We start from the raw sequence: 15377 nt of genomic DNA, 5'->3' as shown, positions 1-15377 counted from the left end.
TGGTGCATCCGGCTCGCTTCCGTTTCTCGTCGTGGATGTCGGCGTGGTCGTCACCGCTCCGCCGTCAGCGCCGCCCCGCCCTCGCGGCGAGGGGAGGCGACCTGTGACTCGCGGGGGTCGGCCGAGTGGGCGGGGATGAGGAGCGTGAACGTCGATCCGGTTCCCGGCTGGCTCCACAACCGGATCTCCCCGTTGTGGTTGGCGGCGACGTGCTTGACGATCGCCAGGCCGAGACCGGTGCCGCCGGTGGCGCGGGAACGGGCCTTGTCGACCCGGAAGAACCGTTCGAAGACGCGCTCCTGGTCCTCCTTCTCGATCCCGATGCCGCGGTCGGTCACCGCGATCGCCACCTTGCCCGCGCGCAGGGACCGGCTGACCGAGACCGGCGAGCCCGGGGACGAGTAGGCGACCGCGTTCTCGATGAGATTGGCCAGGGCGGTGACGAGCAGCGTCTGATCGCCGAGGACCTCGTAGCCGCTGGGGGCGTCGGTGGTGACGGTGATCTGCGCGTTCTCGGCGGTCAGGCGGGTGCGGCGCAGCGCCTCCTCGACGACGTCGTCGACCTCGACCACCTCGAGGTTCGGGAGCTTCTCGGCCCCCTGCAGACGCGAGAGCGCGATCAGTTCGGTCACCATGTTGCCGAGCCGGTTGGCCTCGCTCTGCAGCCGGGTTCCGAAGTGCCGCACGGATTCCGGGTCGTCGGCGGATTCGAGCAGGGCCTCGGCGAGCAAGGCCATCGCGCCCACCGGCGTCTTGAGTTCGTGGCTGACGTTGGCGACGAAGTCCCGGCGCGTGGCCTCCATCCGGACCTGCTCGGAGTCGTCGTAGGCGTAGAGCGCGACGAAGCGTGCGTCGTCGTCGAGCAGGCGCCGCGCGACGCAGCGCACCGCGACGCGCTCACGACCGCGCGGGCTCTTCGCGGTGAGGTCGAGCTCGGCGGGCTCACCGGTCTCGAGCACCCGGGTGGCGGCCGCCCAGGCCGAGTCCTCGACGAGCCGGTTGCGGACGAGGCCGAGTTCCTCGGCGCGCGGGTTGAACAGGATGACGTCGTGGAACCGGTCGACGACGGCGATACCCGTGTCCGCGCCGTAGACGACACGGTCGAGCACCTGCGCCATGGTCAGGTCGGCGTCCGTGCGGTCGGTGGCCCGGCCCCGGAGGAGCCGCATCAGCACGATCGCGAACACGGCACCGAGGACGGCGGCCCCGGCGAGCAGCACGGCCTGCACAACAGTCACGTCTCGAATCGTACGTAGGCACGGCGGGACGGTGACAGCGGGTCGGGGCATTCCGCCGCACGTCACGCCGCATGTTCGCGGCATTTGCCGCGTGTTCACCGGCCGTTTCCCGGGGGCCGCGGGACGGCTGCCCGCGGCCCCCGGGGGGACTACCGCCCGCCCTGGCCGGCGACGGCGGCGGCACCGGCCGCGGCCGCCTCGGGATCGAGGTACGTGCCGCCCGGGTTCAGCGGGCGCAGGTTCTCGTCGAGGTCGTAGCGCAGCGGGATGCCGGTGGGGATGTTCAGTCCGGCGATCTCCTCGTCGGAGATCCCGTCGAGGTGCTTGACGAGGGCGCGCAACGAGTTGCCGTGGGCCGTGATCAGAACGGTCCGGCCGGCCCGCAGGTCCTGGGAGATGGTCTCCTCCCAGTACGGGATCAGGCGCTCGACGACGTCCTTCAGGCACTCGGTGAGCGGCACCTCGTCGACGTCCGCGTACCGGACGTCGCTGTCCTGGCTGTACTTGCTGCCGGGCTCGATCGGGGGCGGCGGGGTGTCGTAGCTGCGGCGCCACAGCATGAACTGCTCCTCGCCGAACTCCGCCTTGATCTCCGCCTTGTTCTTGCCCTGCAGCGCACCGTAGTGCCGCTCGTTCAGGCGCCAGTCACGCACGACCGGGATCCAGTGCCGATCCGCGGCGTCGAGCGCGTAGTTGGCGGTGCTGATCGCGCGGCGCAGCAGCGACGTGTACAGCACGTCCGGCAGGAGACCGTGCTCCGCGAGCAGCTCGCCGGCACGCTTGCCCTCGGCGATCCCCTTGTCGGTCAGGTGCACGTCCACCCACCCCGTGAAGAGGTTCATCGCGTTCCATTCGCTCTCGCCGTGGCGGAGCAACACAAGTGTTCCGTTGGTCATGGGCCAATCCTGGCACGCCCGGGCGGCGGTGCCACGTCCGCACCGTTCGGCGAATCCGCCCCGCGGGCCGCACACATCGGATATATGTGACAACGGTTGTTTTCAGAACGACGTCCGGATCGGGGGATTCTCGTGTTCGACACCCGGCTTTCCCGCCGCACCTTCCTCACCGCCCTGGGCGCGGTCGCCGTCGCGCCCACGACCGCTCACGCCGCACCGCGCTCGCCCGCGTTGCGCTCGGGGGGCCGGCGCGTCGCCGTGCTCGGCGGCGGGATAGCGGGCCTGACGGCCGCCCACGAACTGATCGAACGCGGCTTCGAGGTCACCGTCTTCGAACCGACCGCCCTCGGCGGCAAGGCCCGCAGCATCCCGTCGCCGGGCACCGGGTCCGACGGACGCGCCGACCTGCCCGGCGAGCACGGCTTCCGCTTCTTCCCGGGCTTCTACCGGCACATCCCCGACACGATGCGGCGGATCCCCTTCCCGGGCAACCCGAACGGCGTGTTCGACAACCTCGTCGCCGGATCCGCCTTCCGGATGGCGATCCCCGGCGGGCCCGACCTGACCGCCCCCGCGTCGATCGCGCCGCTGCGCACCGACGTCCTCGACCCCGCCTCGCTGCAGGAGTCCCTGGCCGCCGCCTTCTCCCTCGGCGGCGCGATCCCCCCGCACGAGCTGGCCGTCTTCACCCGCAAGCTGGTGATGTTCCTGACCAGCAGCCTCGAACGCCGCCACGGCCAGTGGGAGCACCAGACGTGGTCGCAGACGCTCGAGGCCGACGGCAAGTCGCCGGCCTACCGCAACATCCTCGTCTCGGCGCTGACCCGGCAACTGGTGGCCGCCCGGCCCACCGTCGCGTCCACCCGCACCATCGGCATCATGGGCCAGGCGTTCGTGTGGAACGCGATGGGCACCGTCCCCGAGTACGGTCACCTGGACCGGCTCCTCGCCGCCCCCACGAACGAGGCCTGGATCGACCCGTGGGCCGCGCACCTGCGCGCCCTCGGCGTTCGATTCGAAATGGGCTGGGCGGCCGAGGCTCTCGACATCTCCTCGGGCTCGATCACCGGAGTACGGCTGGTGGACGGCGGCGGCACCCGCGCCGTCGCCGAGGCCGACTGGTACGTCGCGGCGATGCCCGTGGAGCGGGCCGTGCCGCTGTGGTCACCGCGGATCGTCGCCGCCGATCCGCGGCTCGGAGCCATGCGGAACCTGCAGACGGACTGGATGGTGGGCATCCAGTACTTCCTGCGCCGGCCCACCCCGATCGCCGACGGGCACGTCGCCTACCTCGGCTCGCCGTGGGCCCTGACCTCCATCAGCCAGGGCCAGTTCTGGCGCGGGGACTTCGCCGCCCGCTACGGCGACGGCAGTGCCCACGACTGCCTGTCGGTGGACATCTCCGACTGGGACACCCCCGGCATCCTCCACGGGAAGACCGCGAAGGAGTGCACCGCCGAGGAGATCGCCCGGGAGACGTGGGCGCAGATGTCGGCGTGCCTCGACGACACCGGCACCGGCGTCCTCGACGAGAACGACGTCGTCTCGTGGTTCCTCGATCCCGGCGTCCGGTGGGACGCCGCGCAGGCCCGCAACACGAACGACACTCCCCTGCTCGTCAACACCGTCGGCTCGTGGGCCGACCGTCCGGACGCGCGCACCGCGATCCCGAACCTCTTCCTCGCCGGCGACTACGTCCGCACCGACATCGATCTCGCGACCATGGAATCGGCCGGCGAATCGGCGCGGGCGGCCGTCGCCGCGCTGCTCGAGGCCGCCGACTCGCCCGCCGCACCGCCGGCGCGGTACCGCCTGCACGAGCCGCCCGAGCTCGAGCCGATGCGGCGGATCGACGCCGACCGCTACCGCGCCGGGCTGCCGCACATCCTCGACGTGTGACGTCGGGCGCGCGCTGCCCGGCGGCGAGAGGGTCCGGAGCGTGGTCCCGTCGGCACGGAAGCAGGATGCGGCGAACGGGCACGCGCCGGAGGCGGATTCGGACATACTTCCCTCGAACGCGACGAAAGGGTATGCCCGATGAGCGAGACCTCGGTCCTGGTGGTCGGCGCCGGCCCGGTCGGACTGACCGCCGCGCTGGAACTGCGCCGGCGCGGCGTCGACGTCGTGATCGTCGATCGGCTCCCGGAGCCGCCGCAGTACGCCAAGGCGGTCGGTATCCAGCCGCGCACGCTCGAGGTGTGGGACGCGATGGGCGTGCTCCGGCCGTCGCTCGACGTGTCCGCGCCGATGCACGGGCAGCTCGTGTACGTCGACGGGCAGGAGGTGATGCGCCTCGAACTCGCACTGCCCGAGGACGTGCCGTACCGATTCGTCTGCATGCCCCAGTACGCCACCGAACGGGTGCTGACGCAGGCCCTGGCCGAGCACGGCACCGTCGTGCGCCGCGGCGTCGAACTGACCGGCTTCGACCGGACCGCGGACGGCGTGGTCGCCGCCCTGCGCGACGGCGAGGACACGACGCGGCTGGCCGCCCGCTATCTGGTCGGCTGCGACGGCGCGCACAGCGCCGTGCGCAAGGGCCTCGGGGTGTCCTTCGACGGCGACGCGTTCCCCGAGGAGTACACGCTCGCCGACGTCGAACTGGACTGGTCGATGCCGGCCGGTTACGGCATCCGCGCGTCGACGCGGACCGACGGCACGACGACGGACATGATGGTGTGCATCCCGCTGCCCGGCGACGGCCGCTACCGCCTGTCGACGTTCGTCGCGCCGGACCTGGCGACGTCCGCGCCCGGCGTCGGAACCGTCGCGCACGGACTCGAGGGCGGGCGCCGGCCCACCCTCGGTCACATCCAGGCGGTGCTCGACCGGCTGGCGCCGGAACCGACGCGGGCGAGTGCCCTGCGCTGGTCGTCGGTGTTCCGGATCAGCCACCGCCTCGCCGGGAACTACGGTGGGAACCGGGTGTTCCTGGCCGGGGACGCCGCGCACATCCATCCGCCCACCGGGGCGCAGGGCATGAACACCGGCATCCAGGACGCCTACAACCTCGGCTGGAAGCTCGCGCTGGCGGTGCAGGGCCGCGCCGCCGACGGCCTGCTCGACAGCTACGACGCCGAGCGCCGGCCCATCGGGGAGGAGGTGGTGGGCCGCACCGTGCGGCACGCCCGGCAGGGCATCGGGGCCGGCGAGACGGACGCGGCGACCGCGATCGCGCGCGAGGCCCAGTTGCTGCTCGGCTACCCCGGCAGCCCGCTCGTGGGCGGCGAGGTGCCGGACGGGGGCGGTCCGGCCCCGGGTGATCGCGCCCCGGACGCGACGGGACTGCGACAGGACGCCGTCGCGTCGCCGCTCCGGCTGCACGAGCTGCTGCGCCACCCCGGTCACACGGTGCTGCTGTGGGCGCCGACGGTGCAGGCGCTGGCGTCCCAGCGGGAGCTGGCCGAGCGGGCGGCGGACCGTTTCGGCGACGCGCTGCGGGCGTACGTGCTCGTGGCGGGACCCGCCGGGACGCCGGCCGACGGCAGGGTGCTGCGCGACGACGCGGGCCGCGCCGCGCAGGCGTACGGGTTCGGCGGTGCCGCCGCGGCCGTGGTGGTGCGGCCGGACGGCTACGTCGGGTTCCGGGCGCAGGATCCGACGATCGAGGCGCTCGCGGCGCATCTCGGCCGGATCCTGCGGCCCGGACGGTAACCGGCTACGCCGTCGGCGTGCGCAGATCCTTGCGCAGGATCTTGCCCGCGGCGGACTTCGGAACGATGTCGATGAACTGCACCCGGCGCACCTTCTTGTGGGGCGAGACGCGCTCGGCGACGAACTCGATGACCTCGTCCTCGGTCAGCTCCGCGTTCGGCTGGCGCACGACGAACGCCTTCGGCACCTCCTCGCCCTCGTCGTCGAGCACGCCCACGACCGCGGCGTCGGCGATCTGCGGGTGGGTCAGCAGCAGCGCCTCGAGCTCGGCCGGCGGCACCTGGTAGCCCTTGTACTTGATCAGTTCCTTGAGCCGGTCGACGATCGTGACGTTGCCGGCCGCGTCCACCGTGGCGATGTCGCCGGTGTGCAGGAACCCGTCGGCGTCGAGGGTCTCCGCGGTGGCCTGCGGGTTGCCGAGGTAGCCGACCATCACGTTCGGGCCCTTGCACCACAGCTCACCCGGCTCGGAGACACCCTCGCCGGTCGGGTACGCGACCTCCTCGAGCGTGCCCGGGTCGACCAGCTTGCACTCCATGTTGGCGATCGTCGGGCCGACCGAGTCGAGCGGCACGTCGTCGCCGTCGAACGGGATGGCGTGGCTGACCGGGCTCATCTCCGACATGCCGTAGCCCTGGCGGATCTTGCAGCCGAGCCGCGCGGAGACCGCACCGCCGAGTTCCTTGTCCAGGGGTGCGGCACCCGAGAACACGGTGTGCACGCTGGACAGGTCGAACTGGTCGACGAGGGGGTGCTTGGCGAGGGCCACCGCGACGGGCGGCGCGATGAACACGTACGTGCACTTCTGCTCGGCGACGATCCGCAGGAACTCCGGCAGGTCGAACTTCGGCATCGTCACCAGCGACGCCCGGTTGTACAGGGCCGCGTTGAGCAGCACGGTCATGCCGTAGATGTGGAAGAACGGCAGCACGGCGAGGACCTTGTCGGCGGCGCCGATGCCCATGCGCGGGTTGATCTGGCACACGTTGGCGACCAGGTTGGTGTGCGTGAGCATCACACCCTTCGGGCGGCCCGTGGTGCCCGACGAGTACGGCAGCACCGCCAGATGGGTGGCCGGATCGAACGACACCTCGGGGGCGGGCGCGTTCTCGGCGAGCAGGTCGCGCAGGGACGGGTGCCCCTCGGCGCCGTCGAGCACGACGAGGCGGTCGTCGGCGATGCCCACCTTGGCCGCGGCCTCCTTCGCGTGCGGCAGCAGCGGGGAGACGGTGAACAGGAACGTCGCCTTGGAATCCTCGAGCTGCTTGGCGATGTCCTCGGCGGTGTAGAGGGCATTGATCGTGGTGGCGGTCGCGCCCGCCCGCAGGATGCCGTGGAAGACGGACGCGAAGGCGGGCACGTTCGGCGAGAGCAGGCCGACGACGTCGCCGACCCCCACGCCGCGCGCCGCGAGGGCCCCGGCGATCGCGTCGATCTGCCCGATCAGGGCGCGGTAGTCGGTGACGGCCCCCGACGCGCCCTCGATCAGCGCCGGGCGACCGAGGTCCGCCTCCGCGATCGAACCGAACAGGAAGTCGTAGACACTCAGTGCCGGGATTTCGACGTCGGGAAACGGGCTGCGAAAGCTCATGGGTTCTCCTCGGGAGCAGGACTCTGTGGCACGCCGTGCCAGACGTGCCGGGAGTACGGTACCTGACCGCTGTGAAGGCAGTCACACGCACGCCGGACATTACCGCGTCGGGGGCCGTCGCGTGCCCGGTCGCGCGCGCCCGGACCCAGCCGATCGGGCAGTGTCGGCGCCCGCCCCGGCGCTCTAGGCTCGGCCGGATGACGGACGTCGTGCATTCGCTGGACCCGTTCTCCGGCTGCGCCCCCTCGCCGGCGACGGTCTCGACGGACTGGGACGAGATCCGGGCGTGGTCGGACCAGGTGTACATGCCCTATCGCGTACGGCCGAGCGGGCGCCTGCTGCGCCCGCGATCGAGCATGTTCTCCGCCGCGATCGGCGACATCGTGCTCACCCGGTTCCGGTACGGGATCCCGGTGACCGTCGACCAGCTCTCGGCCGAGGCCGGCAACATCCTGGTGCTGACGACGATCCGCGGTCACGCCCGGCACCGGGTCGCAGCGGGCGAGGTGGAGATCGACTCCGGCGCCACCTTCGTGGCCGACTGCAGCCGGATCGAACATCGCGTCGACTTCGACGACGAGCATCTCCAGCTCAACCTGACGGTGCCGCACCGGCTCGTCGCCGACCTCGCCGACCGCTGGTTCGGCGTCGCTCCCGACGACCGTCTGTGGCAGCACAAGTGCGTCGTCGGGGCCGGATCGTCGGGCTGGAACGCGCTGCTCGCGTATGCGGTCCGCGCGATCCGCGCCGATCCGGTGCGCATCGCGCAGGGCCCGCCGGGCGCTCACCTGCAGGAGCTGCTCCTCGGTCACCTCGTCACCGAATGGGCCGCCGCAGCGGGCGTCGCGCTCGACGCCGGCCGGCAGCCGGCCGCGCCGGCGTACGTCCGCCGCGCGGAACAGTACATCCGCGAGCACGCCGCGGATCTGCCCACGGTCTCCGAGATCGCCGCCGCCGTGGGCGTCAGCGTGCGCGCACTGTCGGGCGGGTTCCGCCGCCACCTGGACACGACGCCGAACCGGTACCTGAGCGACGTGCGATTGCAGCACATCCGCGACGAACTCGCCGCGGCGTCGGCCGAGTGCACCGTCTCCGCGGTGGCGGCCCGCTGGGGCTACGTCAACATGGGCGTCTTCGCCGCCGCCTACCGTCGCCGATTCGGCGAGAACCCGTCGCGGACCCTCGCCCGGGCCCGCGGACGGTGAGTGCCGAAATCCGACAGCGCGTGCCGATCGGAGGTGGCCCACGTCACACCCCTGTCCGTAGCGTCCGCATCCGACGCCGGTGAGCCCACCGGCGGCGGACCCGCGCACAGGAGGAACCGTGACAGACGACTTCGCGAGCACCATGGATGCAGCCCTACGGGAACTCACCCACAGCCCGGGGGGCCTGCCGGGCGTGGTGGCCATGCTCACCGACCGGGACGACGTGGTGTATTCGGGGGTGGCCGGGGAACGGGCTGCCGGGTCCGGCACGGCCATGACCGCCGATACTGTGTTCGCCGCCTTCTCCACGACGAAGGCGATCACCGGCACCGCGGCACTCCAGTGCGTCGAGGAGGGCCTGCTCGACCTCGACGCCCCCGCCGCCCGGTATGTGCCGGAGATCGGCGAACTCCAGGTTCTCGAGGGCTTCGGAACGGACGGCGAGCCCCTGCTGCGCGCGCCGAAACGGGACATCACCACCCGCATGCTGCTGCTCCACACGGCCGGCCTCGGGTACGACTTCTTCGACGAGAACTACCGGCGTCTCGCCGAGGAGCACGGTCAGCCCAGCGTCATCACGGCGTCGAAGGCCGCGCTGCGGACCCCGCTGCTGTTCGATCCGGGCGAGCGGTGGATGTACGGCTCGAACATCGACTGGTGCGGGCTGGTGGTCGAGGCCGTGCGGGGCCGGCGCCTCGGGGAGGTGATGCGCGAACGGATCTTCGAGCCCCTCGGGATGGCGGACACGGCGTTCACCCTCACCGCCGACATGCGCGACCGGCTCGCCGTCGTCCACCAGCGCGGCGAGGACGGGACCGTCGTACCGATGCCCGAGATGGTGCTCCCCCAGGATCCGGAGGTCCACATGGGGGGCCACGGTCTGTACACGACCGTCCCGGACTACCTGAGGTTCCTCCGGATGTGGCTGCGCGACGGGGACGCGCCCGGCGGCCGGGTGCTGGCCGCCGGAACGGTCGCCGACGCGGTGCGCGGCGGTTTGGACGGGCAGCAGATCACCGCCCTGCCGGGCGTGATCCCCGCGCTGTCGAACGATGCGGAGTTCTTCCCCGGGCTACCCAAGAACTGGGCATACACGTTCATGGTCAACGAGGAGCCGGCGCCGACGGGTCGGCCCGCCGGGGCGCTCGGCTGGGCCGGCCTGGCGAACCTGTACTACTGGATCGACCGCCAGAACGGCATCGCCGGTTTCTGGGCCACCCAGATCCTGCCCTTCGCCGACGCCGTCTCGTTCGGGGGATACCTCGACTTCGAGGCCGCCGCCTACCGCCGGTCGGCCGCGTCGCGGATCCGGTGAGAACCCGACGAACCCCGCGTGCGGTGCACGCGGGGTTCGTTCGGCTGCTACGGGCGTGAGCCCGGGCGGTGGGATCAGAGGTACTGACCGCACACCGGCCACGCACCGACGCCCTGGCCGGCCAGGACGTTCTCGGCGATGGCGATCTGCTGCTCCCGGGTCGCCTGGTCGGCGGTGGGGGCGTACTGCTGGCCGCCGTAGGCGTTCCAGGTGCTCGGCGAGAACTGCAGGCCACCGTGGTAGCCGTTGCCGTTGTTGATGGCCCAGTTCCCGCTGCTCTCGCACTGCGCGACGGCGTCCCAGTTGCCGGAGGCGGCGTTGGCGGTGCCGGTGCCGAGTGCGAACGGGGTGACGGCCAGGGCCGCGGTGGCGGCGACGGTGCCGAGGGCGCGCTTGAAGGTGAAGTTTGCCATGATGCGGTTGAATTCCTCTCGCGTCTGCTGGCGAGGCACTGCGGCGGCCGACGATGTCGATCCCGCTGCCCGGATTCGGAGCTGTGCCTCGTCCCTGCCCCTCGATCAGGTATCGAGTTCCGGTCCCGCGGGGCAGAGTCAGCGGCGACGGGCCGGTGTTGCTTGCCCGGTGGTATCGGGCTGATTACGACGCTAGAGACTCATCACGGATCGGTCACGCGCTGTTTTCCGGCACGCCCGTCTCACATTCCAAGATCGGGCGGCAGCGTTTTCCCAGGTGACGTCCGAGTAATCGCCGTTTCGAAACCGTGTAGTTACACGGCCGTTATGTGACCATGCTCACAGTAATATTGTGGCTCGGGTCACCGATATCGCGGCGTTACGGCTGCGCGTCCTCCACCACGAAGGGCCGGCCGTCCTCGATCAGGTGCCGGAAGGGTTCGAGATTGCGGAGCGACTCGCCCCGCGAGACCCGCCACTCCCACTCCCGCTTGATGGAGGTGAGGAATCCGAGTCCGAGAATGACGTTGAAATCGTGGTCGGCGGCCTCGAGCACCTGGCCGAGCACCGTGTCCAGTTCGTCCGGAGTGACCGAGGCCTCCGACATCCGGCCGACGAGGTAGATGTCCCCGATCTTGTCGAGGGTGTACGCGACCCCGTACAGCCGCCGATTGCGGCGGAGCAGGTACCGGTAGACGCCCTCGAAGTTCTCGTCGGGCTTGCGGCACACGAACGCCTCGATGCGCAGGCCGTGGTTGCCGGGACTGAGCAGCGTCGTCGTCTTGAGCTTGTTCTCCCCCGGCAGGTCGACGACGAAGTGCCCACCCTCCTTGCGGGAGAACTCGAGGCCGCGATCGCGCAGCGTCGCCTCGATCGTCTCGCTCAGTCGCTCGCTCACGCCCGTACCCCCGTCGTCCGCCGGATCTTCCACACTCCGCGTTGCCGGCGCAGCGGGAACTCGCCGGTCCCGAGCGAACGGTTCCGCAGCGCACCGGCCTTACGGTAACTGGCGAGCAGACCCTCCGCGGTGTGCTCCCAGGAGAAGTTCTCCGCGTGCAGGGGCGCGGCCGCCGCGAGCGCAGCCCGCCGTCCCGGGTCCGTGACCAGCGCGCGCAGCGCGGCGGCCCAGTCGTCGGTGCGATGGCCGTCGACGAGCAGCCCGGTCTCGCCGTCGCGCACCGCGACGCCGAGGCCACCGACGTTCGCGGCCAGCACGGGGGTCCCGCACGCCTGCGCCTCGATCGCCACCAGGCCGAACGACTCGGAGTAGCTCGGCACCGCCACCACGTCCGAGGCACGGTAGACCTGCACCAGCCGCTCGGGTGGCTGCGGGGGCAGGAACGTCACCCGGGCGGCGATTCCGAGCTCGGCGGCCAGTTCGATCAGCGAGTGCGGCCGCTCGAGTCCCGTGCCGGAGGGCCCGCCGACCACCAGCACGCGCAGGGGTACCTCCGGGTCGGCGGACATCGCCGCCGCAGCGGCCCGCAGCAGCACGTCCGGTGCCTTGAGCGGCTGGATGCGCCCGACGAAGGTCACGATCGTCTCGCGGGGGTCGAGGCCGAGGCCCGCTCGGGCGGCCGCCCGGTCCCCCGGCCGGTAACGGGACAGGTCCGCACCCGGCGCCACCACGTCCACCCGCGACGGGTCGGCGCCGTAGCTGCGTTCGAGCTGCGCCGCCTCGTCGACCGTGTTGGCGACGAGCCGGTCGGACTCGGCGACCACCTGCTGCTCGCCGATCTGCCGGGCCGCCGGCTCGGGCACGTCACCGTCGGCGAGCGAGGCGTTCTTCACGGCGGCGAGCGTGTGCGCGGTGTGCACCAGCGGGACTCCCCACCGGTCCCGGGCGAGCCAGCCCACCTGGCCGGACAGCCAGTAGTGCGAGTGCACGAGGTCGTAGTAGCCCTGCGGGTGACGGGCCTCCTCCCGCAGCACCCCGGCCGCGAACGCGCACAGCTGCGTGGGCAGGTCGTGCTTGTCGAGCCCCTCGTACGGACCGGCCGCGACGTTGCGCACGAGCACGCCGGGTGCCGCCTCCTGCACCACGGGGTCGGCCGACGACGTCGCCCGGGTGAAGATCTCCACCTCGACCCCGCGGCGCGCGAGCTGCACGGCGGTCTGCAGAACGTAGACGTTCATCCCGCCGGCGTCCCCGGTGCCGGGCTGCGCGAGCGGCGAGGTGTGGACCGACAGGACGGCCACGCGGCGGGGACGGCTGTTCGACTTCGACGTCACTTCTCCATACTGCCCTGCCGCACATCCCCGCCCGGCTCCGCCCTCCCCTGCGCTCCGGCGCGCTGCGGCTGCTCGACGCGGCACCCCGGCCGTTCAGGAATGCTTGCCGGCCTCGAAACCCGCGACGGCGCGGCGCACCGCCGCGTGGAAGGGGCTCCACAGGAACCAGGTCCCGAACTCGCGCACCAGCGCGGACGGCCCGTGCACCTGCACGCTGCCGTCGTCGATCGCCTCGGCGAGGGTCCGGGTGCCGGCGAAGACGCGCATCAGGGCCACCGGTTCCCCGGTCACGTACAGGTCGACGTCGAACCCCGGCGGCTTGCGGCACACCGACGGCTCGCCCCGGTCCAGGACGATCCACAGGCGAATCGGGGCGGGACCGGTGTAGTCGAACTCGATCACCACCCGCCGCTGCGGCACCCGGTCGCGGTCCACCCGGCGGTGCATCCACCACGTCAGCGTCACCGGGTCGACCTCGGCGGGCACCGGTTCGGCGAACAACCACTTCACCGCCCACTCCCCGATCGCGACGAGGATCGGGGCGAGTTCGCGGCCGGCCGGGGTCAGGCGGTACTCGCAGCCGCGGGCCTGCGGGACCCGCTCCAGCACGCCCTTGCGTTCGAGGTGCCGCAGCCGGGTGGCCAGCAGGGTGCGGGAGATGCCGGGGAGGCCGCGCTCGATCTCGTTGAAACGGGTACTGCCGTAGACCATTTCGCGCAGGATCAGCGGGGTCCACCGGTCGGCGAGCACTTCGCTGCCGATCGAGACCGGACAGTACTGCCCGTACTCGCGCACATCTCCAGAGTAGGTCCAGAACGTGCACTGGGCGGCATCGATCTGCGCCCCTACCGTCGAGACATGACCACCGTAGACATCATCCAGTCCCCCCGCTCCCGCCCCCGCGAGGAACTCGCCGCCCGCACCGACGAACTGGGCCGGCGGATCGCCCCGTACGCCCGCGCCCACGACCGCGACGGCACGTTCGTCGCCGAGGCCTACGAGATCCTGCGCTCCGAGGGCCGCCTCGCGCTCGCCGTCCCGCGCGAGCTCGGCGGCGACGGCGCGACCGTGCGCGACGTCGCCACCGTGCAACGCACCCTGGCGCACCACTGCGCGGCCACCGCCCTCGCCTCGTCCATGCACCACCACGTCGTGCTCGCCGCCGCGTGGCGGTACCGGCACGGCGCGCCCGGCGCGGACCGGATGCTGCGCCGCGTCGCCGGGGAGGGACTCGTGCTCGTCTCCACCGGCGGCGCCGACCAGACCCGGCCGCGCGGGACCGCCCGGAAGGTGCCCGGTGGCTACCGCGTCGACGGCCGCAAGGTGTTCTGCAGCCAGGCCCCGGTCGGCGACGTGCTCGCCACCATGTTCCCGTACGACGACCCCGACGAGGGCCGCATCGTGCTCAACATGATGGTCCCGATGAAGGCCGACGGGGTGCGGGTCCTCGACAACTGGGACTCGCTCGGCATGCGCGGGACCGGCAGCCACGACGTCGAGCTCACCGACGTGTTCGTCCCGGACGCGGCCGTGGTCGCCCGCCGCCCGTACGGGGTGATCGACCCGCCGTTCCAGCTGGTGCTCAGCGTCGCCATGCCCGTCGTCGCGGCCGTGTATCTCGGGGTTGCCGAGGCCGCGCACGCGCACGCGACCGCGCTCGTCGCCGGGACGCCGCGGGCCGGCGACCCGAGCGTGCGACGCCAGCTCGGCGTCGCGGCCACCCGCCTGCAGGTCGCGTCGTGGGCCCTCGACGGTGCCCTCGACGTCGTCGGCGACGACCCGGTGCCGTCGATGACCACGGTCGCCGCGGTGATGACCGCCGAGGCCGAGATCGCGCGGACCGCGATCGAGGTGTGCGACCTGGCCCTCGACGTCGCCGGGGGCCGCGGCTTCTACCGGTCGAGCCCGCTCGAGCAGTGCTACCGCGACGTGCGCGGGGTCAAGTTCCACCCGCTCACGCCGGAGGAGACACTGCTGCTCGCCGGGGCGCAGGCGCTCGGGTCGGCAGCGGCTACAGCGATCCCGCGAAGCGCGTGACCTCCGCGGCGAACCGCTGCGGGTCCTCGACGAACGGGCCGTGGTCGGTGCCCTCCCAGAACGAGGTCGTCGCGTTCGGCAGCAGCGACGCCGCGTGCTCGGCGGCCGAGACGTCGACGACCGAGTCGGCCGTGCCGTGCAGGACGAGCACGGGCGTGTCGAGGCCCCGCAGCAGCTCGTCGTTACTCACCGTCCGCGCGAACATCGCCGCCCGCACGCGGGGCGGGGTGCACAGGCTGGTGCCGAACAGCGCCTGGGCCGCGACGCCCTTGCCCTCCCCGGGCCCGGTGAGGGCCGTGCCGAAGGCGCCCAGGGCGCGGATCGCCGTCGCCGCGTCCTCGGACATCGCGTCGGGGACGGCCGCGCGCATGGCCGCCCCGACCTTGCCGCCCTTCTCGCCCCGGCCGATGCTGGTGATCGCGCCGACCAGCACGATCCCGGCGACGCGGTCGGTGCCGTGGGTCGCGAGGTAGTCGCAGATCACCAGGCCGCCGTAGGACCAGCCGAGCAGCACCGCGCCGTGGGCGCCTTCGGCGTCGAGCACGGCCTGCACGTCCGCGGCCCACAGCTTCGACTCGTCGTATCCGGTCTCCGGGGCTCCGGAGTACCCGTGTCCGCGCAGGTCGACGGCGATCACCCGGTGGGTGCGGGCCAGCTCGTCCAGCACGGCCTCGCCCCAGCACCGCGACGACTGGGCCCAGCCGTGCAGCAGGACCAGCGGGCGGTGGGCGGGATCGCCGGTGACGCGGTAGACGATGGGGGTGCCGTCGGAGCTCTCGACCTCGCGGATTGTCAT

12 protein-coding genes and 1 pseudogene are annotated in these 15377 nt (G+C 72.1%); 5 read left to right on the top strand and 8 right to left on the bottom strand.

Annotated features, from left to right (window positions below):
- Positions 1 to 50: 50 nt before the first annotated feature.
- Entirely contained in the window at positions 51 to 1169 is a 1119-nt protein-coding gene (locus AIIKEEIJ_RS06850; protein ID WP_231386031.1) for a sensor histidine kinase, read from the bottom strand.
- 218 nt (positions 1170 to 1387) lie between these two features.
- On the bottom strand, positions 1388 to 2134 hold the full coding sequence (locus tag AIIKEEIJ_RS06845) for a phosphoglyceromutase (RefSeq protein WP_006936001.1): 747 nt from the start codon (positions 2132 to 2134) through the stop codon (positions 1388 to 1390).
- 132 nt (positions 2135 to 2266) lie between these two features.
- On the opposite strand from AIIKEEIJ_RS06845, the gene AIIKEEIJ_RS06840 reads away from it, so the two are divergent.
- Both AIIKEEIJ_RS06840 and AIIKEEIJ_RS06835 read left to right on the top strand, forming a co-directional pair.
- Entirely contained in the window at positions 2267 to 4033 is a 1767-nt protein-coding gene (locus tag AIIKEEIJ_RS06840) for an FAD-dependent oxidoreductase (protein WP_161995275.1), read from the top strand.
- A gap of 138 nt (positions 4034 to 4171) precedes the next feature.
- Positions 4172 to 5788 carry an FAD-dependent oxidoreductase gene (locus AIIKEEIJ_RS06835; RefSeq protein ID WP_161995274.1) on the top strand — a complete coding sequence of 539 codons (1617 nt, stop codon included), beginning with the start codon at positions 4172 to 4174 and terminating at the stop codon, positions 5786 to 5788.
- A 4-nt stretch (positions 5789 to 5792) separates the two neighbouring features.
- Here the strand turns inward: AIIKEEIJ_RS06835 and AIIKEEIJ_RS06830 are convergent, their stop codons facing one another.
- Positions 5793 to 7379, bottom strand: a complete 1587-nt coding sequence (locus tag AIIKEEIJ_RS06830; protein WP_006936007.1) for an AMP-binding protein — start codon at positions 7377 to 7379, stop codon at positions 5793 to 5795.
- 197 nt (positions 7380 to 7576) lie between these two features.
- On the opposite strand from AIIKEEIJ_RS06830, the gene AIIKEEIJ_RS06825 reads away from it, so the two are divergent.
- On the top strand, positions 7577 to 8584 hold the full coding sequence (locus tag AIIKEEIJ_RS06825) for a helix-turn-helix domain-containing protein (protein WP_161995273.1): 1008 nt from the start codon (positions 7577 to 7579) through the stop codon (positions 8582 to 8584).
- Between the two features lie 118 nt (positions 8585 to 8702).
- Positions 8703 to 9899, top strand: a complete 1197-nt coding sequence (locus tag AIIKEEIJ_RS06820; protein ID WP_161995272.1) for a serine hydrolase domain-containing protein — start codon at positions 8703 to 8705, stop codon at positions 9897 to 9899.
- Positions 9900 to 9976: 77 nt separating this feature from the next.
- On the opposite strand, the pseudogene AIIKEEIJ_RS06815 reads toward AIIKEEIJ_RS06820, so the two are convergent.
- The 4 genes and pseudogenes from AIIKEEIJ_RS06815 to AIIKEEIJ_RS06800 all read right to left on the bottom strand — a co-directional run.
- Positions 9977 to 10312, bottom strand: a pseudogene (locus AIIKEEIJ_RS06815) (transglycosylase family protein); the annotation flags it as partial.
- A gap of 379 nt (positions 10313 to 10691) precedes the next feature.
- Positions 10692 to 11210 (bottom strand): YbjN domain-containing protein, encoded by a 519-nt coding sequence (locus AIIKEEIJ_RS06810; RefSeq protein WP_006936013.1) that lies wholly within the window; start codon positions 11208 to 11210, stop codon positions 10692 to 10694.
- Positions 11207 to 12544, bottom strand: a complete 1338-nt coding sequence (gene mshA / locus AIIKEEIJ_RS06805; RefSeq protein ID WP_006936015.1) for a D-inositol-3-phosphate glycosyltransferase — start codon at positions 12542 to 12544, stop codon at positions 11207 to 11209. The genes AIIKEEIJ_RS06810 and mshA overlap by 4 nt, the downstream gene beginning before the upstream one ends.
- 93 nt (positions 12545 to 12637) lie before the next feature.
- Positions 12638 to 13339, bottom strand: a complete 702-nt coding sequence (locus tag AIIKEEIJ_RS06800; protein WP_161995271.1) for a winged helix-turn-helix transcriptional regulator — start codon at positions 13337 to 13339, stop codon at positions 12638 to 12640.
- A gap of 63 nt (positions 13340 to 13402) precedes the next feature.
- Between AIIKEEIJ_RS06800 and AIIKEEIJ_RS06795 the strand changes: the two genes are divergently transcribed.
- Positions 13403 to 14581 carry an acyl-CoA dehydrogenase family protein gene (locus AIIKEEIJ_RS06795; protein ID WP_161995270.1) on the top strand — a complete coding sequence of 393 codons (1179 nt, stop codon included), beginning with the start codon at positions 13403 to 13405 and terminating at the stop codon, positions 14579 to 14581.
- On the opposite strand, the gene AIIKEEIJ_RS06790 is transcribed toward AIIKEEIJ_RS06795, so the two are convergent.
- Positions 14556 to 15377, bottom strand: a complete 822-nt coding sequence (locus AIIKEEIJ_RS06790; protein ID WP_161995269.1) for an alpha/beta fold hydrolase — start codon at positions 15375 to 15377, stop codon at positions 14556 to 14558. The two genes, AIIKEEIJ_RS06795 and AIIKEEIJ_RS06790, sit on opposite strands and share 26 nt — an antisense overlap.

The sequence above is a fragment of the Rhodococcus sp. YH1 genome (assembly GCF_009939605.1).
In the GTDB taxonomy this organism is placed as follows: Bacteria; Actinomycetota; Actinomycetes; order Mycobacteriales; family Mycobacteriaceae; genus Rhodococcus; species Rhodococcus aetherivorans.
Note: the sequence above shows the minus strand (reverse complement) of the source record. Positions and strands in the feature narration are given on the sequence as shown.

What these genes read in the sequence shown, in the direction of transcription:
- AIIKEEIJ_RS06795 (WP_161995270.1), top strand. Translation starts at nt 13,403, where the DNA reads ATGACCACCGTAGACATCATCCAGTCCCCCCGCTCCCGCCCCCGCGAG.
- AIIKEEIJ_RS06790 (WP_161995269.1), bottom strand. Translation starts at nt 15,377, where the DNA reads ATGACAATCCGCGAGGTCGAGAGCTCCGACGGCACCCCCATCGTCTAC.
- AIIKEEIJ_RS06830 (WP_006936007.1), bottom strand. Translation starts at nt 7,379, where the DNA reads ATGAGCTTTCGCAGCCCGTTTCCCGACGTCGAAATCCCGGCACTGAGT.
- AIIKEEIJ_RS06825 (WP_161995273.1), top strand. Translation starts at nt 7,577, where the DNA reads ATGACGGACGTCGTGCATTCGCTGGACCCGTTCTCCGGCTGCGCCCCC.
- AIIKEEIJ_RS06835 (WP_161995274.1), top strand. Translation starts at nt 4,172, where the DNA reads ATGAGCGAGACCTCGGTCCTGGTGGTCGGCGCCGGCCCGGTCGGACTG.
- AIIKEEIJ_RS06845 (WP_006936001.1), bottom strand. Translation starts at nt 2,134, where the DNA reads ATGACCAACGGAACACTTGTGTTGCTCCGCCACGGCGAGAGCGAATGG.
- AIIKEEIJ_RS06850 (WP_231386031.1), bottom strand. Translation starts at nt 1,169, where the DNA reads ATGCGGCTCCTCCGGGGCCGGGCCACCGACCGCACGGACGCCGACCTG.